The organism is Enterobacter sp. E1, from assembly GCF_016809815.1.
Taxonomy (GTDB): Bacteria; Pseudomonadota; Gammaproteobacteria; order Enterobacterales; family Enterobacteriaceae; genus Enterobacter; species Enterobacter adelaidei.
In genome coordinates this window covers 1,044,805-1,066,421 of the sequence record NZ_JAFBJM010000001.1, presented here as the reverse complement: position 1 = coordinate 1,066,421, position 21,617 = coordinate 1,044,805, and the positions used below count along the sequence as shown (strand labels likewise).

Annotated in this window: 22 protein-coding genes and 1 tRNA gene; 9 read left to right on the top strand and 14 right to left on the bottom strand. The window is 53.8% G+C overall.

The genetic code is table 11. The annotated features are described in order from the left end of the window. Positions 1-121: 121 nt before the first annotated feature. Positions 122-1,267: a porin gene (locus tag JGF26_RS05285; protein ID WP_049007457.1), complete on the top strand. Its 1,146-nt coding sequence runs from the start codon at positions 122-124 to the stop codon at positions 1,265-1,267. 125 nt (positions 1,268-1,392) lie between these two features. Here the strand turns inward: JGF26_RS05285 and mnmH are convergent, their stop codons facing one another. The 6 genes from mnmH to ppiB all read right to left on the bottom strand — a co-directional run bounded on the left by mnmH (position 1,393) and on the right by ppiB (position 5,859). Next, a complete protein-coding gene (gene mnmH, locus JGF26_RS05280; RefSeq protein WP_049007456.1) occupies positions 1,393-2,463 on the bottom strand; it encodes a tRNA 2-selenouridine(34) synthase MnmH in 1,071 nt (356 codons plus the stop codon). A gap of 84 nt (positions 2,464-2,547) precedes the next feature. Then, a complete protein-coding gene (purK, locus tag JGF26_RS05275) occupies positions 2,548-3,615 on the bottom strand; it encodes a 5-(carboxyamino)imidazole ribonucleotide synthase (RefSeq protein ID WP_134707215.1) in 1,068 nt (355 codons plus the stop codon). After that, positions 3,612-4,121, bottom strand: a complete 510-nt coding sequence (gene purE / locus JGF26_RS05270; RefSeq protein WP_028017586.1) for a 5-(carboxyamino)imidazole ribonucleotide mutase — start codon at positions 4,119-4,121, stop codon at positions 3,612-3,614. The genes purK and purE overlap by 4 nt, the downstream gene beginning before the upstream one ends. Positions 4,122-4,292: 171 nt before the next feature. Continuing rightward, on the bottom strand, positions 4,293-4,502 hold the full coding sequence (locus JGF26_RS05265; RefSeq protein WP_028017585.1) for a YdgH/BhsA/McbA-like domain containing protein: 210 nt from the start codon (positions 4,500-4,502) through the stop codon (positions 4,293-4,295). A gap of 136 nt (positions 4,503-4,638) precedes the next feature. Next, a complete protein-coding gene (gene lpxH, locus JGF26_RS05260; protein WP_134707216.1) occupies positions 4,639-5,361 on the bottom strand; it encodes a UDP-2,3-diacylglucosamine diphosphatase in 723 nt (240 codons plus the stop codon). A gap of 3 nt (positions 5,362-5,364) precedes the next feature. Beyond that, the gene (gene ppiB, locus JGF26_RS05255; protein WP_028017583.1) at positions 5,365-5,859 is read right to left on the bottom strand and encodes a peptidylprolyl isomerase B; all 495 of its coding nucleotides are present in this window, start codon (positions 5,857-5,859) and stop codon (positions 5,365-5,367) included. A 175-nt stretch (positions 5,860-6,034) separates the two neighbouring features. Between ppiB and cysS the strand changes: the two genes are divergently transcribed. Continuing rightward, complete coding sequence (cysS, locus tag JGF26_RS05250) at positions 6,035-7,420, top strand: cysteine--tRNA ligase (RefSeq protein ID WP_129323860.1); 1,386 nt, start codon at positions 6,035-6,037, stop codon at positions 7,418-7,420. A gap of 90 nt (positions 7,421-7,510) precedes the next feature. On the opposite strand, the gene JGF26_RS05245 is transcribed toward cysS, so the two are convergent. The 5 genes from JGF26_RS05245 to folD form a co-directional block, all read right to left on the bottom strand. Then, positions 7,511-8,032 carry a metal-dependent hydrolase gene (locus JGF26_RS05245; protein ID WP_134707217.1) on the bottom strand — a complete coding sequence of 174 codons (522 nt, stop codon included), beginning with the start codon at positions 8,030-8,032 and terminating at the stop codon, positions 7,511-7,513. A 73-nt stretch (positions 8,033-8,105) separates the two neighbouring features. Beyond that, a complete protein-coding gene (gene malI / locus JGF26_RS05240; protein ID WP_049007453.1) occupies positions 8,106-9,122 on the bottom strand; it encodes a Mal regulon transcriptional regulator MalI in 1,017 nt (338 codons plus the stop codon). An 83-nt stretch (positions 9,123-9,205) separates the two neighbouring features. Then, the gene (locus JGF26_RS05235; protein WP_028018405.1) at positions 9,206-10,705 is read right to left on the bottom strand and encodes a PTS transporter subunit EIIC; all 1,500 of its coding nucleotides are present in this window, start codon (positions 10,703-10,705) and stop codon (positions 9,206-9,208) included. Positions 10,706-10,938: 233 nt separating this feature from the next. Next, entirely contained in the window at positions 10,939-11,151 is a 213-nt protein-coding gene (gene ybcJ / locus JGF26_RS05230) for a ribosome-associated protein YbcJ (RefSeq protein ID WP_023310640.1), read from the bottom strand. 1 nt (position 11,152) lies between these two features. Next, positions 11,153-12,019 carry a bifunctional methylenetetrahydrofolate dehydrogenase/methenyltetrahydrofolate cyclohydrolase FolD gene (gene folD, locus JGF26_RS05225; RefSeq protein WP_008499332.1) on the bottom strand — a complete coding sequence of 289 codons (867 nt, stop codon included), beginning with the start codon at positions 12,017-12,019 and terminating at the stop codon, positions 11,153-11,155. A gap of 310 nt (positions 12,020-12,329) precedes the next feature. Between folD and fimA the strand changes: the two genes are divergently transcribed. From fimA to sfmF, 6 genes are all read left to right on the top strand, one after another. Continuing rightward, positions 12,330-12,881 carry a type 1 fimbrial major subunit FimA gene (gene fimA, locus JGF26_RS05220; protein ID WP_028018406.1) on the top strand — a complete coding sequence of 184 codons (552 nt, stop codon included), beginning with the start codon at positions 12,330-12,332 and terminating at the stop codon, positions 12,879-12,881. A 63-nt stretch (positions 12,882-12,944) separates the two neighbouring features. Next, positions 12,945-13,490 carry a type 1 fimbrial protein subunit FimI gene (gene fimI / locus JGF26_RS05215; RefSeq protein WP_049007451.1) on the top strand — a complete coding sequence of 182 codons (546 nt, stop codon included), beginning with the start codon at positions 12,945-12,947 and terminating at the stop codon, positions 13,488-13,490. 34 nt (positions 13,491-13,524) lie between these two features. Further along, entirely contained in the window at positions 13,525-14,217 is a 693-nt protein-coding gene (gene fimC / locus JGF26_RS05210) for a type 1 fimbria chaperone FimC (protein WP_128348571.1), read from the top strand. Positions 14,218-14,231: 14 nt separating this feature from the next. Then, on the top strand, positions 14,232-16,793 hold the full coding sequence (locus JGF26_RS05205) for a fimbrial biogenesis usher protein (RefSeq protein WP_128348570.1): 2,562 nt from the start codon (positions 14,232-14,234) through the stop codon (positions 16,791-16,793). Further along, complete coding sequence (gene fimH, locus JGF26_RS22350) at positions 16,786-17,793, top strand: type 1 fimbria D-mannose specific adhesin FimH (RefSeq protein ID WP_128348569.1); 1,008 nt, start codon at positions 16,786-16,788, stop codon at positions 17,791-17,793. Before JGF26_RS05205 ends, fimH begins: the two co-directional genes overlap by 8 nt. A 9-nt stretch (positions 17,794-17,802) precedes the next feature. Then, positions 17,803-18,324: a fimbria assembly protein gene (gene sfmF, locus JGF26_RS22345; protein WP_134707218.1), complete on the top strand. Its 522-nt coding sequence runs from the start codon at positions 17,803-17,805 to the stop codon at positions 18,322-18,324. A gap of 51 nt (positions 18,325-18,375) precedes the next feature. Here the strand turns inward: sfmF and fimZ are convergent, their stop codons facing one another. From fimZ to JGF26_RS05185, 3 genes are all read right to left on the bottom strand, one after another. Beyond that, complete coding sequence (gene fimZ, locus JGF26_RS05195) at positions 18,376-19,008, bottom strand: fimbria biosynthesis transcriptional regulator FimZ (RefSeq protein ID WP_049007446.1); 633 nt, start codon at positions 19,006-19,008, stop codon at positions 18,376-18,378. 800 nt (positions 19,009-19,808) lie between these two features. Then, positions 19,809-20,537: a response regulator transcription factor gene (locus tag JGF26_RS05190; protein WP_129323868.1), complete on the bottom strand. Its 729-nt coding sequence runs from the start codon at positions 20,535-20,537 to the stop codon at positions 19,809-19,811. Between the two features lie 24 nt (positions 20,538-20,561). Continuing rightward, the gene (locus JGF26_RS05185) at positions 20,562-21,260 is read right to left on the bottom strand and encodes an EAL domain-containing protein (RefSeq protein ID WP_134707219.1); all 699 of its coding nucleotides are present in this window, start codon (positions 21,258-21,260) and stop codon (positions 20,562-20,564) included. A gap of 278 nt (positions 21,261-21,538) precedes the next feature. Here JGF26_RS05185 and JGF26_RS05180 point away from each other — a divergent pair. Continuing rightward, positions 21,539-21,615, top strand: a tRNA-Arg gene (locus JGF26_RS05180). Positions 21,616-21,617 lie beyond the last annotated feature (2 nt).

Genomic DNA, 21,617 nt, shown 5'->3' with positions numbered 1-21,617 from the left:
AAAAGATAATACCCACTCATTTAGTAGCACAAAACATTAAAAAACCGTCCACACAGACTGATTATTTCCAGTTAATATTCACCCGCTAAATATTTAGCAGCGTGTCTATTAAGGAAAAATAATGACTATAAAAAAATCAGCGCTGGCGGTTACGATCGGCGCGGCAGTGGCATTGACTACCTTCGCTTCTCAGGCAGAAATCACCGTTCTTAAACAGGATCCTCAGGCGGGCGATCCACTGAGCCGTCTGAACTTCACCGTGGGCGGCAGTATCCGTCCTCAGTTCAACATGATGACGGGCGATGGCGACAAAGGTTCCTACAAACGTAATGGCTTCGACGGCGGTACCCGTTTCCGTTTCGCAGCCGATTACTACCTGTTTGATGACATCAGTTGGGTAAGCTACTACGAGCTGGGCGTGAACATTCCTGCGCTGTTCGACTGGGACAACCACTACAAAGAAGGCGCGAACAACACTACTCGCCGTATGTTGTACACCGGTCTGAAGAGCGATACCTGGGGTACGCTGACCTTCGGTCAACAGAACAGCGTTTACTATGATGTGGTTGGCGTGAAAACCGATATCTGGGACTACGACATGATCGGTCAGGCACCAGGTAACGGTATCAACGGTGACTACGACGGTTCTTATCGTTCACGCAACATGCTGAAATATAAGAAAACCGTTGGCGATGCTGACATTTATGCGTCCTACCTGTTTGAAGACAGCGAATACCTGCCGGGCAACGGCCTGCGCTACAAGCGTAAAGGCGGCGGTTCACTGGGTCTGGATTATCACCTGACTAAAGATCTGACCTGGGGTACGGCGTGGAACTACACCCGCGCCGACATGCGTAACCCGGACAACGGCGACAGCAAAACCTACGATCAGAACATCCTCGGTACTGCGCTGAGCTGGAAACCTGACAACTGGACCTTCTCCTTTGGCGGCGGCTGGTACCAGAACTTCCTGACCACCAAAAAAGTGTCTGTTAACGACTACTTTGCGGGCGACGCGTGGGGTATTGAATACTTCGCAGGGTATAAATTCCCAATCAATCAGTATGCGGTTAAATCCATCCAGCCTTACTTCATGGGCGATCGCATCGAGTACGTGAACGGCCGTAACTACCAGCGCATCGACAACGGTGTGGGTATCAGCTTCCAGCTGGATTATGGTTTCCGCGTGGACTACGAGCACGTGTTCACCTCCAGCACCGACGATCTGGGCGATATGAACCTGGTCCGTCTGCGTTACGACTTCTAAGTCGTTTTGTAGGGTGCGGCCTGATGCCCTCACCCTGACCCTCTCCCACGGGGAGAGGGAACAAACATTAAAAACGGCAACCCTGGTTGCCGTTTTGCTTTTACCTCGCCACCCGGCTTTATTTTTCAGCGATCAAGCCACTCAGCAATTTCTTCGAACGTTCCGCGATAGACAATCTTTTCCGCTTTCTTTCCAAGCTGATAGCTGTACATCGGGTCGTAATAATCATTCAGCAACGGGGCAAGCCAGCGGAAGTGCGCGTCAGTGCTGCCAGAGCGTTGTTGTTCCAGCAGCGCGGAATCTAACAGCGCGGTGAATTCTGCATACCGCTGCAGCCCCAGACGGCGGCGAATGGCGAACAGGCCGTGGTGCAGATACTCGCTGTACTCTTTCCAGCCTGCTTCATCACCGTAAGCCGCAGAAAAATCTGCCCACATATGGTCGAAATACTCTTCTCGCAGGCGCTCAAGACGGATATCAAACGGGTCGTCGACGACAACGATAGGGGCTTCAACCATACGGTCGCGCAGGCACTCTGGCAGGTGGTTGGAACCAATCATCCGACCTTCATCTTCCAGCACCCAGCGTGCAGCGTCTTTTTTTAATAGCTCAACCGCAAGGTGATTTTCAAAGCTGGCCTGGGAAAGCTGCGGCGTGAGCGTGCGGCCAAACGATGAACCGCGATGGCGCGCCAGCCCTTCCAGATCAATGCCCTGGACATGTTGCTTAACCAGCAGGGTTTTACCGCTGCCGGTACAGCCACCGATAAGTACCATCGGTTTTTGTGACTGCTCGGTTGTGACCTGAATCGCCGTCTGACGCAGGGCTTTATAGCCGCCGCGGATCAGCGGGTAGTCGACACCCGCCTCTTTCAGCCATGCCTGTGAGATGTGCGAACGCTGGCCGCCGCGTGCGCAGCAGAGATAGCCCTCAGGATGGGCAAGGCTGGCCTCCCGCCAGGCGTTGATCCGTGCCTCACGCGTGGCGCCGTTCACCAGACTATGGCCGAGCGCCAGCGCGGCCTCGGGGCCCTGCCGCTTATAGCAGGTGCCGACGGCGGCGCGCTCGTCGTCGTTCATTAAGGGCAGGTTGAGCGCGGCGGGCATCGCGCCCTGTGCAAATTCGATCGGCGCGCGAACGTCGATTAAAGGGGTATCGGACGCGAGGATCGCGCGATAGTCCGTTCCATCGTTCATGGTTATTCCAGAAGAAAACTCAGCAGCAATGGGCGGGGATTGTACGCCGGGGAAGGGGAAGGTCAACTCCCCGGCGCAGGTGTGTTACTTGATCTTAGACTGTGCCCAGACAATTCCGCTCGCGTATTCCGGCGGCAGAAGAGGGATGATGGCTTCGAGGGTGGCGCTCAGACGGCCCGTGTCGCTGTCGTTCAGGTTCAGGTGACCGACCTTACGACCCGGGCGAACCTCTTTGTCATACCAGTGCAGGTGTACCAGCGGCAGCTTCAGCCAGTCGTAGTTCAGATCGGTGCCGATCAGGTTGATCATCACTGACGGGCTATTCACCACCGGCTGCGGCAGAGGCAGCTCAGTGATGGCGCGCAGGTGTAGTTCGAACTGGCTGATGGACGCGCCGTTTTGCGTCCAGTGGCCGCTGTTGTGCACGCGCGGCGCAAGCTCGTTGATCAGCAGACCTGACGGGGTGACAAAGCACTCCATCGCCATTACGCCGACGTAGCCCAGTTCGTGCATGATGGCAGACAGCATGTCTTCCGCCTGTGCCTGTTGTTCCGCACTGGCCTGCGGAAACGCCACGCTAGTGCGCAGAATGCCGTCCTGATGCAGGTTATGCGTTAGCGGATAAAACACAGTGTGGCCATCATGCCCGCGCGCGCCGACCAGCGACACTTCGCCGCTAAAGTTGATACCTTGCTCAACGATACACTCGCCGTAGCAATCATCCGGCAGTTCTGCCGTTTCATCTGCACGCAGGCGCCACTGACCGCGGCCATCGTAACCGCCCACGCGGCGCTTCACGATGGCCAGTTCGCCCAGCATCGCGAAAACATCATTCCACTCGCTTTTATCCGACAGGAGCTGCCACGGTGCAGTCGGCAGACCGAGCTTGTCGAACAGCTGCTTTTGCGTCAGACGGTCGGCAATAATCGGGAAAACATCGCGGTTAACAAAGGCGTTATGACGCGCCAGCTCGCGAGTCAGCGCCGTTTCCGGCCAGCGTTCGATCTCGGCGGTGATCACGCTCTGGTGGAACGGTACCGCTTCAGGTTCAGCATCCAGCCCGACGGGCCAGACGGAAATACCCAGCGGTTCACCCGCCTGGCGCAGCATACGGCCCAACTGACCGTTACCGAGGACGCAAACCTGCTTCATGCCGCACCCCGTGGGTCCGGATTGTCCAGCACCTCGTCGGTCTGTGCTTTACGCCAGTCAGCCAGACGCTGATGTAAGTCTTTATCATGCGTCGCCAGGATCTGTGCAGCCAGCAGGGCAGCATTTGCAGCACCCGCTTTACCAATCGCCAGCGTGCCGACCGGAATACCCCGCGGCATCTGCACGATGGAATAGAGGCTATCGACACCGCTCAACGCAGCGCTTTGTACCGGTACGCCCAGAACGGGGACCAGCGTTTTAGCGGCAATCATGCCTGGCAGATGTGCTGCGCCGCCCGCACCGGCAATGATCACCTCATAACCGTTCTCTTCAGCGCCTTCGGCGAAGCTGAACAGTTTGTCCGGTGTACGGTGTGCGGAAACCACTTCAACGTGGTGCGGAACATTCAGGATTTCAAAGATTTCGGCGGCGAACTGCATGGTAGCCCAGTCGCTTTTGGACCCCATCACGATGGCGACACGCGCCGGATTATTGCGGGAAGACATGCGTCTTAAAACTCCTGTGGTGCGAAACACACTGCTTTCGAGGGCACAGAGAATAGCATGTAATACGGGGAAGGAAAACGGTTGCGCGGTTAAAACTTGAGCCGTTGTGACCGCCAGGACATAACAAAACAGACCGCTATCTGGCGGTCTGTTTTCATCAATCAGGTGTCTTTATTTGGTCAGTTCTGCGGTCATGTATACGCGGTTGTTAACCTGTGCGCTGGTGATTTTGTAAGACGCACCTTGTTCAGCAGCCTGAGCGGCGATTTTCGCTTCTGCGCGGTCGAGGGTAGAAGCACTCGCGCTGACGCTCTGAGCGAAAGAACCAAAAGAGATCATAGAAAGAGCGGCAACTGCAACGAAAGTTTTGATAGATTTCATGGTCGTATTCCTGAAGTAATTTATCTGGGATAGGGCGTGTTGCCCTGATGTGATAAATATTAGGCTAACCATGGGCTGATTAAAATCGGAACAATTTGCCAATGTTATTCAAAAAAATAGAATGATATTTGAGGAGTTAAAACGGAAAAGCGATCAGCTCTACACTCTCTGGTGTGACTTTGACCATGGACCCTTCACTGTGCCAGGCACCCAGTACGACGCGGTGGGCCGGTTCGCCGTTGGCGATAAGGGAATGTACATCGGGGCGATGAGTATGACCGTGGATCAGCCACTGGACGCGATGCTTTTCCATCACGTTGACCACTGTCTGCGGGTTGACGTCCATGATGGTCATGGATTTACTGCTGTTGGCGGCTTTACTGCCCGCGCGCATTCTGGCTGCGATACGGTTGCGGATAAACAGCGGCAGGGCCAGGAACACTTTTTGGATCCACGGGGTGTGGACTTTGGCGCGAAACGCCAGGTAGCCGGTATCGTCGGTGCAGAGCGTGTCGCCGTGCATGATCAGGACCCTGCGGCCATAGAGGTCGAGCACCTGCTCTTCCGGCAGCAGCTTCATGCCGCTTTCGCGGGCGTAGCGCTTGCCGAGCAGGAAATCACGGTTGCCATGGATGAAGTAGCAGGGAACGCCGGAATCCACCAGCGCTTTAATGGCAGCAGCCATTTCCCGGTGCAGCGGGTTAGGGTCGTCGTCGCCAATCCAGGCTTCGAACAGGTCGCCCAGAATGTACAGCGCGTCGGCGCTTTTTGCTTCACCGCGTAAAAAACGCAGAAAACCGGCGGTGATCGCCGGTTCTTCTGTTTGCAGATGCAAATCCGCAATAAAGAGTGTCGCCACCAATTACTCGCTGACGGTCACGCTGGTAATCACTACGTCTTCTTTAGGAACGTCCTGGTGCATGCCGCTGCGGCCAGTAGAGACGGCTTTGATCTTATCAACCACGTCCATACCTTCAACCACTTCTGCGAATACGCAGTAGCCCCAACCCTGCAGGCTTTCGCCAGAGAAGTTCAGGAAGTCGTTGTCGGCCACGTTGATGAAGAACTGGGCAGTAGCAGAGTGAGGCGCCTGAGTACGGGCCATCGCCAGCGTGCCACGGGTGTTTTTCAGACCGTTGTTCGCTTCGTTTTTGATCGCTTCTTTGGTCTCTTTCTGGTGCATGCCAGGTTCAAAACCGCCGCCCTGGATCATAAAGCCGTTGATCACGCGGTGGAAAATGGTGTTGTTGTAGAAACCTTCGCGGCAGTAGTCCAGGAAGTTTTTAACTGTTTCAGGCGCTTTGTCATCAAAGGTTTTGATTACGATATCGCCATGATTAGTGTGGAAAGTAACCATTTTTGCATCCTGTTCCGTTATTGTGGTGCGTCAACCCGTGTTCGGGTCACATATAGGGGCTTGTTATAGCATAACCACAGGACGCGATCACCTTGCATTGTGTGCTGATCCTATTCCGAATTATGGGTATTATAGGGAACAAACAACCCACACACGTGTTTACATGGAATCTTCGATGTTAAAAATCTTTAATACAATGACGCGCCAAAAAGAGGAATTTAAACCTATCCATGCCGGGGAAGTCGGCATGTACGTGTGTGGTATTACGGTTTACGATCTCTGTCATATTGGCCATGGCCGTACCTTTGTCGCCTTCGATGTTGTTTCGCGCTACCTGCGTTTTCTGGGGTACAACCTGAAGTACGTGCGCAACATCACCGACATTGACGACAAAATCATTAAACGCGCTAATGAAAATGGCGAGAGCTTTGTGGCGCTGGTGGATCGCATGATCGTTGAAATGCACAAAGACTTTGATGCATTAAATATTCAGCGCCCGGACAGTGAGCCACGTGCGACCCACCATATTCACGAAATTATTGAAATCACCGAAAAGCTGATCGCACGCGGTCATGCCTACGTTGCGGATAACGGCGACGTGATGTTCTCCGTGCCGACGGACCCAACCTACGGCGCGCTCTCCCGTCAGGATCTGGATCAGCTTCAGGCCGGTGCCCGCGTTGACGTCGTTGACGTGAAGCGCAACCCGATGGACTTCGTGCTGTGGAAGATGTCCAAAGAGGGTGAACCGAGCTGGCCATCTCCGTGGGGCGAAGGGCGTCCTGGCTGGCACATTGAATGTTCAGCGATGAACTGCAAACAGCTGGGCAAGCACTTCGACATTCACGGCGGCGGCTCGGATCTGATGTTCCCGCACCACGAAAACGAAATCGCGCAGTCCACCTGCGCGCATGGCGGTGAGTACGTTAATTACTGGATGCACTCCGGGATGGTGATGGTTGACCGCGAGAAGATGTCTAAATCGCTGGGTAACTTCTTCACCGTGCGTGACGTGCTGAAGTATTACGATGCGGAAACCGTGCGTTACTTCCTGATGTCCGGTCACTATCGCAGCCAGCTGAACTACAGCGAAGAGAACCTGAAGCAGGCGCGCTCGGCGCTGGAGCGTCTGTACACCGCGCTGCGCGGTACCGACAGGTCTGTTCCTGCTGCGGGCGGCGAAGCGTTCGAAGCGCGCTTCGTTGAGGTGATGAACGACGACTTCAATACGCCAGAAGCGTACTCCGTGCTGTTCGACATGGCGCGCGAAGTGAACCGCCTGAAGTCAGAGGATATGGCGGCAGCGAATGCGCTGGCGTCCCATCTGCGTAAGCTCTCTTCCGTTCTCGGCCTGCTGGAGCAGGAGCCGGACGTGTTCCTGCAAAGCGGTGCGCAGGCGGACGACGGTGAAGTGGCGGAAATTGAAGCGTTGATCAACGCGCGTCTGGAAGCGCGTCAGGCGAAAGACTGGGCGGCGGCAGATGCGGCGCGTAACCGTCTGACCGAGATGGGCATCATTCTGGAAGATGGCCCGCAGGGAACCACCTGGCGCCGTAAGTAAGTCTGTAACGCCCGGTGGCGCTTACGCTTACCGGGCCTACAAAATCACGACCGTAGGCCGGGTAAGGCGTAGCCGCCACCCGGCTTTCTTTTACCGCCGTTTCCACCACAACATCCCCATCAGCACGACTCCCGGCAGCCACACCCACAGCAGTTCGGAAATGATCACCTGATGCCCGTACGGCGTGGTATAGCGTGACAGCGCAAACGGCGCGACTTTAATCACCTGCCACGGCGCAAAGAAGCGTTCGTCTGACCACGGCCACAGCCAGCCAACCCCTTTTCCACCCGTGGTAATGGAATCCAGCAGGCTGTGCGACAGTAATGACACGGTTAAAAACAGCCAGCACCGGGTCAGGCTGGCTCTGAACCATCGTCGACCGATCAGCAAGCAGAGTATCGGCACCACAAAGGCAAACAGCAGGGAGTGAGTAAAGCCGCGATGGCCGAAAACATTGCCATAGGCAACGCCGAACTTAAACGCCAGCACGTCGGCGTCCGGCAACATCGCGAGGACAATTCCGCTGAACAGCAGACGAGGCGGAATAACTCTGGTTCCCAGGCCTAAGCCCAGGCAAAGCGGAACAGCAGCGTGCGTAATAACGGTAGGCATTGACATTATCCATGGCAAATCATGGAAATATAGCAGTAATCTCGCGCTAACAGACCTGTGCTAAATTCTGATTTTACGCCGATTCGCGCGCGATAAGCTGCCCGGAAAGCGTAATCCGCTGCGTTTGCAAGTCCGGCTCTTTCAGCTTGCGAATAATCAACCCGGCAGCCTGACGCCCCGTCTCTTCACTGGCGGAGGAGACGTAGGTCAATGACGGTGACGTGAGGTTTACGTGCAGCATATCTTCGAAACCGACCAGCGCGACCTGCTGCGTCAGAAACACGTCTTTACCCACCGTACGTCCTACCTGATGAATCGCTGATATAGAGCCGATCATGGCATCAGGCGAGTGGCAGAGCAGGGCGGTGATGGTGTTGTTTTTTTCCAGCAGTTGGCGGGTGGCGAAACCCGCGGCCAGCGTGTCATCACTGCAGGCCGGAGAGTATTCATCGCGCCAGACCAGCCCGTTTTGCGTCATCGCGCTGCGAAAACCGAGCAGACGCTGCTCGCGGATAAGGCAGCCCTCACGCCCGCCAATGTAGGCGATATTGCGATGGCCGCGCTCGATAAGATAACGTACCGCCAGATTTGCCGCCTGACGGTTATCACGCATCACCAGGTTGCATTTTTCATCCAGCAACGACTGAGAGACCGCAACCAACGGCAGTGGGCAATGACGAATGTGTTCCGGCAGGGTGGATGTCCGGGTGTCAGAAGCCAGGTAAATCACACCGGCGACACCCTGCTGTTTAAACGACAGCAGGCAGCGCTCAAGATGGTCATAGTCATTCTGCGGCTGGCCGAGAAACACCATATACCCCTGTTTTTCCAGCTCCTGGACGATGCTCGCCATCACCTTGATGGAGAAGCTGTCGCTGAAGTCACGGAGGATAAGACCAATAAGATTGGAGGTGTTGGCGCGAAGGTTGGCGGCGGCGACGTTATGAACATAGCCCAGGGTATTGATGGCAGCGTTGACCTTCTCGATCGTTGCCTCTGAGATTTTCCCTTTCTGGCGCAACACCAGCGAGACGGTTGAGACCGAAACGCCCGCGTGCTTTGCGACATCAATAATGCTGACTTTCTTCAAAACCGCTCCCTGAAATTTGCCGATTATCAGCCAGATAAAACACGTCTCCCAGCGTACAGGAGACGTGTCGTTCAGGCATCTTATTATTTGCCGATCATGGTGGACATGGTCTGGGCGATAAACTGTGCTCTGGCACCGAAAATCACCTGAATACCGTTGTCGCCGACGAAGACCACGCCGCGCGCGCCAAGTCCGTTCAGGCCGTCTTTATCAACTGCCTCGCTTTTTGCCACTTCCAGACGCAGGCGGGTGATACAGGCGCCGACGGAGTCGATGTTATGCGCTCCGCCCAGCAGGGTGATGATCTCGGTCGCGAGTTCGGAATCTGACTTCTCATCCGCATTGGCTGTCACTTCAGTGCGGCCCGGCGTTTTCACGTCGAAACGACGGATCACAAAGCGGAACGTGAAGTAATAAATCAGGCCCATTGGAATGCCGATGATAATGGCGTTCAGGAAATTGGTTTTGTAACCGTTAAACGACGGCAGGATCCCGAATGACAGATAGTCGATAAAGCCCGCGGAGAACGACTTGGCGATATGCGCATGCAGCAGATACATGGTCATATAAGCCAGGCCCGCCATGATGGCGTTAAAGACGTACAGAATCGGCGCCACGAAGATAAAGGTAAACTCAACCGGTTCGGTGATCCCCGTCAGGAAGCAGGTCAACGCCGCAGAGAACAGAATACCGGCCGCGATTTTCTTATTCTTCGTATGGGCTTCGTGATACATCGCCAGGCACGCCGCAGGCAGCGCGAACAGCATCAGCGGGAATTCACCCTGCATGAACTTACCGGCGTTCTGGTAGGTGTCGCTGCTGAAGGATTTGACCCCTTCTTCCAGCATCTTGAACCAGATGGTTTGGTCGCCGTGGATCACCTGGCCTGCCTGGGTGGTGTAATCCCCAAACGAATACCAGAAAGACGGGTACCAGATATGGTGCAGTCCGAGCGGGATCAGCGCGCGTTCCACCAGACCGAAGATAAAGGTCGACGCCGCCTGATTATCGCCGTTAACCACTACGGAGAGCGCGTCGATACCGGCCTGGATATGTTGCCAGATGTAGGGCAGCAGCAGCCCCATCAGGAACGAGAGGAACGCCGTTGCAATTGCCACGAAGCGCTTACCGGAGAAGAAGCCCAGGAACTCCGGGAGCTGCATGGTGTGGAAGCGGTTATAGCACCAGGCCGCGAGAATACCGCAGATCAGGCCGCCGAAGACGCCCATTTGCAGCGTCGGGATGCCGACCACCATGGCGTATTTCCCGCCCTGAGAGGCCATTTCCGGCGTGATGCTCAGCACGGTGCTAATGGTGATATTCGTGACAAATACCGATACCGCCGCAGACAGCGCAGCGATACCGGATTCTGACGCCAGACCCACGGCAGAGCCAATGGCGAACAGCATCGGCAGGTTATCAAAAATAACCCCGCCTGCGTTCATCATCAGCGGCAGGTGGAACTTATCGCCGAAGGCCAGCAGCAGGCCCGCAGCGGGAAGCAGTGAAATTGGCAGCATCAAGGCGCGACCAATCATAGACAACTTAGACAGCGATTTAACAAACCCTGATATCAGACTCATGCTGATTTCCCCCGAGTAGCGCTTTTTTTGGCGCTGTTATTGTAAGTAGAACGTTTTAGTAGAACGTTCTACTTATCGTGGGCAAAGTGTGAAAAACGCGCAACTGAATTTTCACTATTCAACAGAGGAAATAGTGATTATTTGAAGTTGATCGATAAATAACCGTGATGGATGTGAGGGGATTTTTAACCCTCTCCTGCTGGGAGAGGGTTGGGGTGAGGGCGTCAAATGGCTCAGGCCGTAACGGTCACGCTCTGTCCTTCAAAGCTCACGGTCTGTCCCGCGACAATCTTGCAGCGCTTACGCGTTTCCACCACGCCGTCGACTTTTACTCGCCCGTCGGCGATCACGATTTTCGCCTGCGCGCCGCTTTCGCTCCAGCCTTCCAGCTTCAGCAGATCGCACAGCTCAACGTGTGGGTGTTTTCCTAATGAAAATGTCGCCATCTTACGCGTCCTCTACATCATGGTACTCTTCGCATGCCTGCAAAGTATTCTGAATCAATGTGGCAACCGTCATCGGGCCTACGCCGCCCGGTACTGGGGTGATGTAAGAGGCACGTGCCGCAGCATCTTCATACACTACGTCACCGACGACTTTGCCGTTTTCCAGACGGTTAATTCCGACGTCCACGACAATCGCACCCTCTTTAATCCATTCACCTGGAATAAAGCCCGGTTTCCCGACGGCAACGATCAGCAGATCGGCGTTCTCTACGTGGTGACGCAGATTTTTGGTGAAACGGTGGGTGACGGTAGTGGTGCAGCCGGCCAGCAGCAGTTCCATGCTCATCGGGCGGCCCACAATGTTGGAGGCACCAATGACCACGGCGTTCAGACCGTAGGTGTCAATGTTATAACGCTCCAGCAGCGTCACGATACCGCGTGGCGTACATGGACGCAGACGCGGTGCACGCTGGCACAGGCGGCCAACGTTGTACGGATGGAAACCGTCAACGTCTTTATCCGGTGCGATACGCTCCAGCACCTTCACGTTGTCGATGCCTGCGGGCAGCGGCAACTGAACCAGAATACCGTCGATCTCTTTATCGGCATTCAGAGTGTCAATAAGTTCCAGCAGTTCTGCTTCGCTGGTGGTTTCTGGCAAATCGTAAGAGCGGGAGACGAAGCCCACCTCTTCACACGCTTTGCGTTTGCTGCCGACATAAATCTGTGATGCCGGGTTGCTGCCAACCAGCACAACGGCCAGCCCAGGGGCGCGTTTTCCGGCAGCTTTACGCGCCTTCACTTTTTCCGCAACCTCAGAGCGCACCTGCTGCGCAATCGTTTTACCGTCAATAATCTTTGCTGCCATCAGAGAGAAGATTCCGTCTGTAACGTTTGAAAGGGGGGATTGCCTGTATTTTGTCAGAAGCGAGCGCCGCTGTCAGTCACCCTTTGCGAGTTTTCATCAGTAGGGCATAAAAACCCTTCCGGATGGATGGTCAATTTCTTAGGCGGGATTAGGATGTGACCTGGAGAAATGGCAGCGTTTTGACATATTTAAAAAATGATTCCTGAGCTACTTTGTCTCCTCCGAAATAAGCTTTCAATTCAACAATTGAACGTATTTCTTATTCCCGATTATTCGCGGGAAGGGTTATTTACATTTTAAAGGAATAGACATGAAACTCAGCAACATTGCTTCTTCTGTTATTGCAACTCTGGCCCTGGTCGCGGGTGCCGCTCATGCAGATCCGGTTTCCGTAAATGGCGGTACTGTGCATTTTAAAGGTGAACTGGTAAATGCTGCATGTTCAGTAAATACCGATTCTTCCGAGCAGACTGTTAATCTCGGTCAGTACCGTACCGCGAAATTCACTAAAGTGGGCGACACTACCTCTAATATCCCATTCAACATTGAACTGAACGATTGCGATCCACTGGTAGCAAAAACCGCTGCTGTTGCGTTCACCGGTCAGATTGATGCAACTGACAAAACCCTGCTGGCAGTGACTTCCGGTAACAATGACAACACCGCGAAAGGCGTGGGTATCGAGATCCTCGACAGCAAATCCAGCGTTCTGACCCCAGACGGTGCAACCTTCTCTGCTGCGCAGAACCTGATCGAAGGAACGAACACCCTGCAATTCACCGCGCGTTATAAATCAACGGCTGCGACCACCGAGCCAGGCCAGGCAAACGCTGACGCCACCTTCGTTATGAAATACGAATAATTCGTACAGGGATGTCCAGGCCTCAGGGACGAGGCCGTCATACGCTAATGCCAGGAACGAAGGATGACAAAAACAGGAGCACTACTGCTTTTAACCCTTGCGATGGCTAACCAGGCATCGGCACATACTGTGGTGATCGAAGGCGGGAAAGTTCACCTCAGAGGTGAGCTGGTGAACGGCGGCTGCGCCGTGGCGCCCGACAGCCAGAATATGCGCATCGACATGGGACAGTATCGAACCAATTCATTTGCCGGGGTGGGCAGTTTTTCCACGGTGAATGTCCCCTTCACCGTGCGGCTACTGGATTGCAGCGTTGATGTCTCGCGCACCGTGGGGATCCAGTTTCAGGGCGTAACACCCGCAGAAGATCCGCAGGTTTTTCTGGCGACATCGCGACCAGGTGAAACACCTGTCAGCAGCGGTGTGGGGCTGGCGCTCTTTGACGAACAGCAACGTCAGATTATCCCAAATGCGACGGCCGTCAGCTGGTTGCCGGTAAATACCAGTGAACTTGCGTTTCATTTTAGCGCCCGCTATCGGGCTATTTCCGAACATCTCATGCCAGGCAATATTCAGTCGGATGTCTGGTTTACGTTGATTTATCCATAACACCTGCGAACACATTATTAAAGGTACGGTTGTGATGAATACCCGAATTAAACCAGGACTTTTTTTATCGTTTATTTTGATGATGGTTTCTGCTTGCGCGAATGCTTCCGGCGGTATTGCGCTGGGGGCCACGCGCGTTATTTATCCGGCAGATGCGAAGCAAACGTCGCTGGCGATCACTAACAGCAACAAACAAGAACGCTATTTAATCAACGCGTGGATCGAAAATGCGAACGGGCAAAAAGAAAAAACCTTTGCCGTCACACCGCCCCTGTTTGTGAGTGAGCCAAACAGCGAAAACACGCTGCGTATTATTTACGCCGGACCGACGCTGCCCGCCGACCGCGAATCGCTCTTTTACATGAACGTGAAAGCGATCCCGTCAGTGAACAAGGATAAAACGGAAAACAATAACGTGCTGCAGCTGGCGATCCTTTCGCGTATCAAACTGTTTGTACGCCCGAACAATCTGGCGATGCAGCCGGAAGAGGCGCTCTCCCAGCTGCGTTTTGAGCGTACTGGCAACCACCTCAAAGTCAGCAACGCGTCTCCGTATTACATCACCCTGGTCAACATGAAGCTGGGTGGCAAGACGCTGGATAACCTGATGGTTGCGCCTAAAAACTCGGCACAGCAGGTACTGCCAGCCGGTGCGAGCGGCACGCTCTCTTGGCAGAGCGTGAATGACTACGGTGCCATTACACCGGCGCGTAGCGTCAACCTGTGAGCAGAGTCAGGGCGATGAAAAATCATCTGGGACGTTACTGCCCGGTTGCACTGGCGCTGATGGCCGCGCTCTGGCCGCAGTCTGGCTGGAGCGAAAGCTACTTCAACCCGGCCTTCTTGTCCGACGATACCGCCAGCGTGGCGGATTTGTCGCGTTTTGAACAAGGTCACCAGCAGGCACCCGGCGTTTATCGTGTGGATATCTGGCGTAACGATGAGTTTATCGGCACCCAGGACGTGCGTTTTGAGCAAGCCGAAAACACCCCGCCAGTGGCGGGCGGTTTATCGCCGTGCATCACGCGCGCGATGCTCGATCGCTTTGGTGTCAATGTTGCGGCATTTCCTGAACTGGCAAATGTACAGGGCGATACCTGCGTTCCGCTGACCACGGCCATTCCTGGTAGTGAGACGGCATTTAACTTTGCCTCTCAGCGTCTGAACGTCAGCCTGCCGCAGGTGGCGTTGCAGAACAGCGCCCGTGGCTACATTCCGCCTGAACAATGGGATGAAGGCATTCCCGCCGCACTGTTGAACTACAGTTTCACCGGTAACCGGGGCAGCGAAGACGACAGTTATTATCTGAACCTGCAGAGCGGGTTGAACTATGGCGCCTGGCGTTTACGTAACAATGGTGCATGGCGTTACACGCAGAATAACGGGCAGCGACACAGCGAGTGGCAGAATATCGGTACCTGGGCGCAACGCACCGTTATTCCGCTTAAAAGTGAACTGGTGCTGGGTGACAGTAATACCGGCAATGATGTCTTCGACAGCGTCGGTTTTCGCGGTGGGCGGCTCTTTTCATCTGACAGCATGTACCCTGACAGCCTGCAGGGCTATGCCCCAACCGTACGCGGAATTGCCAGGACGCCCGCCAAAGTCGTGGTTCGTCAGAACGGCTATGTTATCTATCAAAGCTATGTCCAGCCCGGCGCGTTCGCCATTACCGATCTCAACCCGACCTCCTCAAGCGGTGACCTGGAAGTGACGGTCGAAGAGAAAGACGGTACCCAGCAGCGCTATACCGTGCCGTACTCCACCGTACCGCTCCTGCAGCGTGAAGGGCGCTGGAAATACGATCTTGTTGCCGGGGATTACCGCAGCGGTAACAGCGATCAGGATACGCCATTCTTTACTCAGGGAACCCTGATTACCGGTCTTGCCAATGGTTACACGCTGTACGGTGGTACCCAACTGGCATCTCGTTATACCGCGGTGGCTATCGGGGCCGGAAAAAACCTCGGTGACTGGGGCGCGGTCTCGCTCGATATTACCCACGCCCGCAGCCAGCTCGCGGACGACAGCAAACATGAAGGACAGTCTCTGCGCTTCCTCTATGCGAAATCACTCAACGGCTTCGGCACCAACTTCCAGCTGCTGGGTTACCGCTACTCCACAAAAGGGTTTTACACCCTGGACGATGTGGCCTGGCGCTCAATGGAAGGTTATCAGTATGCGGATAACCAGGATGATAACAGCGTCCCGGACGTGCAGAGTTATCACAACCTGACGTGGAATAAAAAAGGGCGTTTCCAGCTCAATGTGTCTCAGTCGCTGGGGGATTATGGATCGGTATATATCTCCGGCAGCGAGCAGAGCTACTGGGGAACCGACGAGACAAACCTCTGGTATCAGCTGGGGTATGCGGGGGGCGTGAAGGGGATCAACTACTCCGTTTCCTGGTCGTGGAACAAATCCGTCGGGATAGAAGGTACTGACCGGATCGCGTCGTTTAACGTCTCCGTGCCGTTTAGCCTCTTTACCCGTCAGGGATATCGCCGTGACAGCGCGATAGACCGCGCCTATGCCACGGCATCCGCCAGCCGAAACAGCGATGGCGATACAAGCTGGCAAACCGGCGTCAGCGGTACGCTGCTGGAGGATCGCAACCTGAACTACAGCGTGACCCAGGGACACACCAGCAATAATGGCTCAAGCGGTAGCGCCAGTGCCAACTGGCAGGCGACTTACGGCACGTTGGCCGCGGGTTATAACTACTCACGCGATCAGCACGATCTCAACTGGCAGCTCTCCGGGGGCGTGGTCGGTCATGCCGACGGGGTGACCTTCAGTCAGCCGCTGGGCGACACCAACGTGCTGATCAAAGCGCCGGGAGCATCGGGCGTCAGTGTGGAAAACCAGACCGGCGTGAAAACCGACTGGCGAGGCTACGCGGTTATGCCGTATGCCACCGTCTATCGCTACAACCGCGTGGCGCTGGATACCAACACCATGAGCAACAACACCGATATCGAAAACAACGTGAGCAGCGTGGTGCCAACCAAAGGCGCGCTGGTTCGCGCCAGCTTTGATACACGTATTGGTGTGCGAGCCCTGCTGACGGTGACACGCGGTAACCAGCCCGTGCCGTTCGGTGCCGTGGTGCGCGAAACCCAGAGTGGCGTCACAAGCATGGTGGGGGATGACGGGCAGATCTACCTGAGTGGGCTGCCGCTGGAAGGGGAACTGCTTATCCAGTGGGGCAACGGGGCGCAGTCCCAGTGCCGTGCACCTTACAGCTTGCCTGAACAGAGCCTGCAACAAGCGATCACACTTAAGGGGATCAGCTGTGATTAAAACCCAAATCTTTGCCCTGTCGCTTCTGGCGTTACTGCCCGCGACAAACGCATTAGCGACCGTGTGCGTCAATGAAAAAGGTGTACCGACGGAAGTGCATTACGACCTGACGGATAAATTTAATAGTTCGAATAACCAGATCGGGCAGGTCGTGACGCTCAGCGAGAAATCGCAGTGGGTAGGGGTGAATGCCGTCTGCCCAAAGGGCACAACCGGTAATACCACCAAACGCAGCTATGTGACAGATTACCCGATCACCGGGACCAGCGATGGTTACCAGTATCTGAAGCTTAATGACTATCTTGACGGGGCGATGAAAATCACGGACAGCTTTGCTGGCGCGTTTTATCCACCCAAAAACTATATCCAGATGGGGAGTCATCCGAACGTTTCAAAAAACAAACCGTTTGGTGTTCAGGATTCCAGCCTTATTTTCCGCCTTAAAGTGACGCGACGCTTTATCAATATGGTGGTGATCCCACGTGCCACCATGTTCCGTGTTTACGTCACCACCACGTCCTCCGATCCGTTAACCACGCCGGTCTACACCATCAGCTACAGCGGAACTATTCAGGTGCCGCAGAGCTGCGCCATCAATGCCGGTAATGTGGTTGAGTTTGATTTCGGCGACATTGGCGCCTCTTTGTTCAGCAAAGCGGGCGTGGGTAACAAGCCGGAGGGCGTCTCATCGCAAAGCAAAACCATCGCGATTAAATGCACCAACGTGGAGGCGAACGCCATGCTGACGATGCGTGTCGAGGCTGAAAAGGTCTCCGATAATGTACTGGTGTCCGATAACCCGGATGTAGGATTCATCATTGCCAACGAGAGCGGTGCGCCGCTCACGCCCAACAACCTGACGAGTAAAATTCCGTTCCGTCTCGACGACAGTGCGCAGGCGCAGGTGGGGATCCGGGTCTGGCCGGTGAGCGTGACGGGCAACAAGCCAGCGGAAGGGCGCTTTACCTCGCGCGGATATTTGCGTGTGGATTACGACTAAGGAGCCGATATGCGAAACGGGATCCGTTTTATCACCGTGGCGCTCTTTGCGCTTTGCACACAAGCTCAGGCGGAAACCGCGTTGGGCGAAATTAACATTCGACTCTACGGCAATATTGTCGATTTCACCTGTGTAGCAGAGGGGAGCGATAGCGACAAAACCGTCACGTTGGGCACCTGGCCGACTAAACAGCTGAGCTCCACCGGGAGCCGCACGCAGCCCATGCCGTTTACGCTGAAGCTGACTGGCTGTCCGCCGGGCGCTGCGTCGATCACGTTTTCAGGCAAAGCTGACGGAAGTAATAACGGGTTGCTGGCGTTGAATGACGCCAGTACAGCAAGTCATGTCGCCGTTGAGATCAGGGATGCGGATAAAACGCGCCTGCCGCTTCAACAGGCCAGCCAGCCGGTCACGGTTGATGCGCAGGGGAATGCAATTCTGTCGTTTTATGCCAATTATATTGCCACTGCCGATAACCCTCAGCCCGGACAGGCTGACGCTGATGCCACTTTCATGATTAACTATAATTAGCACTGACCGCACTCCCTGCAGCTCAGATAAGCTGCAGGGAGTGAATTCAGGTTATAGCAGTTCGTGCGCTTTGGCGTAATCAATTAATTCCACGATACTTTGCACGCCCAGCTTGGAATAAATGTTGGATTTGTGCGCACTAATGGTTTTGTTACTCAATAGTAGCTGTTCAGCTATTTCCTTATTGGATAATCCATTCGCCAGATAACGTAATACCGTGACTTCACGATTCGATAATGGCATATCCACTGCGATCCCTTTCCCTGAACCCTGGTGATTTATAAAATTCAGCGTTTCCGACGGGAAAAAAGAATAGCCCATCAGGATCATATCTACGGCATTGTAGATCTCACCCAGGTCTTTTCGTTTACTGACAAAGCCATTTGCCCCGGCTCGAATGGCACGGCCTGAGTAAAACAACTCTGATTTCGACGAGAGGAACAGAATCTTAATGTTTTTATTTAAGTTTCTGATTCTCTTTAGTAAAGCGAAAGCATCTGTACTGGTGAGTTCGATGTCAAGGATCACCATATCAATAGGGTGATTACGGATACAGTCAAGGACTTCATGGCTGTCGCCAGACTTGAGCTTGACGGTGATGTTTTTATTTTTCTGTAGCAGGACTTCTATCGACATTCTGACAATAGGGTGTTCGTCCATAATGATAACGGATGCCGGTTTCATTTTTAATGCCTCAGATTGTTAAAAGCGTTATGTAGAGTTTTGTAAAACTCACGAAATGCCGGAAGGATATAATGTGCAGATCCCTATACCGAAGTATTTCCCTGGAAAGAGCGAAAGCATCCTTGTTTACGTAATGAAAAGAACTATGCCTCAGCGCGGTCATCTCATTTGGCTGGTGTTGGCAAAAAGGTTTTTCTTATTCAGATTTGGTACGCATCTTATTATACAGGGTAAGTTTTTTCCGAAAACCCTGTAAATTAATATCCGCGTGTTGGTTTGTATTATCTTCTGGATCTGAATAGCTAATTTTTTAAAATTAGCGGAAATGTCCTGGTATCTCATTTACCGCATATTTTCGTCTTTATGTAATAACAAAAAATAACAGATATCTCTGTATGTTGATTAATTGTTAATAGAATTACGCCTTTTTTAAAGGGGCGAACCCGCTATGGAGAGGTTAAAAATTACCCTCACAGGCCGTCAGACCTTCATCTGAAAGTTCTTACGTTGACCTGGATAACGGTGTCTGCTGTACAGGAGAACATGCTGACCGCTTCGCTTTTTACTCCTGGAAGGTGTCACCAAGCTGCTTGTTTTTACATCATTATCATCTTATTAACGCCTTCTGCATTCACTTAACGGATGGAGGAAAGTTCTGCTGTTTCGTCAATTTGTGGTATTTCACAAGGTTCACGCCCATAAATTAGGAATAGTTATAATTTCGATTTTATTGTTAAGAATTAACATTTTTGCAACGTAAGTGGTAAGTAAATTCCTAAACCGCTTTAGGAAATAAGGGGTTAGGATGTGAGTGAAAACGTGCAGTCTGAGAGGTTATTAAGAAGATGCAGCAATTCCTGGCGATGGCTTAGCCCGAGTTTCAGCAGGATGCAGCTAAGACGATAGATAATGCGGCTATAGGGACGATTCTGCATATGGGCAATCTGACGTAATGTCTTGCCCCGGGAAAGCTCCTGCAGGATGGGCCATTCATTACGCGAGAACCAGTCTTTCCCGGTACCCTGCGGGGGGCGGGTATCCAGCAGGCTGTGCTGGAGCGCAGTGGCGTTCAGCTGACGTTCGAGCACATGAAAGGGACCTGCCGCTTTGCAGAAGAGGCGGGTGTCGTAATTATCGGCCCGGACCAACAGCCAGGGCGTAAGGAAAGGAGGAAACAGGCTATGCCGTCTCAACTGATCCAGTTTCTCCAGAAGCCCCGTGGAGCGGCTTTCAATATCCACGACCAGACGGGCTGATGGCCACTGCGTCTGAGCGACAAGGGCGTCGTCCAGCGTGGCGTAGTCGCAGCAACTGCTCAGGGGAAACTGCCCGTTGAGAAAACCGGTGCGCAGGAAGTGATCCTCCGTCACCAGAAGGATAAACGGGGCGTCTGTTTTGCGGGGCTGGCTGATGGACTGGCTCAAAAATTCGAGTCGGTCGAAAAAGGGGGGAGCAAAAGGCGAGTGCGTAAATCCCAATGCATCACTTCCTGTACGCCGCCGCCTGTAACGGCGCACTGTCATTCGCATGGTCTCCCTCCTGGAAATGGCTTTTTAATCCTCCGGCCATGTCCAGGACGGCCAGTAATACCCCTGGCCGAGATCTGCGCCCGCCTGCAGTGCCCAGGTGTGATCGCGCTCAGTTTCAATCCCTTCGATAAGAACTTTCCCGGCAAGCTGAAAGCAAAGTGAAACCAGTTGCCTCAGCGCAGGGGTGGCGCGTAAGCGCCAGAAAGCTTCTTTATCAATCTTGATGCCGCTTAACGGTAGGCGACAGGATATAAACGACGATATTAATACTTCATCAATATCATCCAGCCAGATGCTGTGCCCCTGCCTTCTGAGTTGCTGCAGGTTCTGAATGACGCTCTGTTTCTGTGCAACAGACAGCGCTAAAAAAGCCGCGAGATCGACGATCTCAATATTCAGCGGAGCCCCACTCAGCCGGATAAGTCGCTGAAAAGATTCTGACTCTGTCAGGACGGTTATCGGCAGATTAATAAAAAGGTTATGACAGTGCGGTGTATTTTTTAACGTGACAAGCTGCGCTTCAAGCAGGGTTATCGACTCTTCTGCGGACTGACGGTGGAAAAACGCCTCACTGTGCCGCGTTTCGGACATGATGCTAAGCACCTCAGCGCCAATCTGACGCAAAGAGGTGAGGGCGACAATGGGCTCAAGTTTAATGCCGACGATGTCCTGAGAAAGGGTCTGTAGCTGGGGGGGCGTATAGATCAGGTTTTGCGCTGTCACTCCATTGTCCTGTTGTCTGTCAGCCTCCGGGCGGCCGGGATACCTCTTACTAGTGTGACGAGGTGACGTTCAGGAAAACAGCAGGCGTTACTTAAATGCCACTAAGCCTTTTCGCAGCGCATAATTTTACGGTGAATTTGATGATAATGTTGAAAAAACAGCCGTATTTACAACCGACTAGTCGTTATTGGGCCTGAAAACGGAAAAGGCATTGACTCACCTGACATTGACCGTATAATTCTTCGCGTTTCACCACCGCGAAGTTCACTCTTCTCAGTGCGCCCTTAGCTCAGTTGGATAGAGCAACGGCCTTCTAAGCCGTAGGTCGTAGGTTCGAATCCTACAGGGCGTGCCATT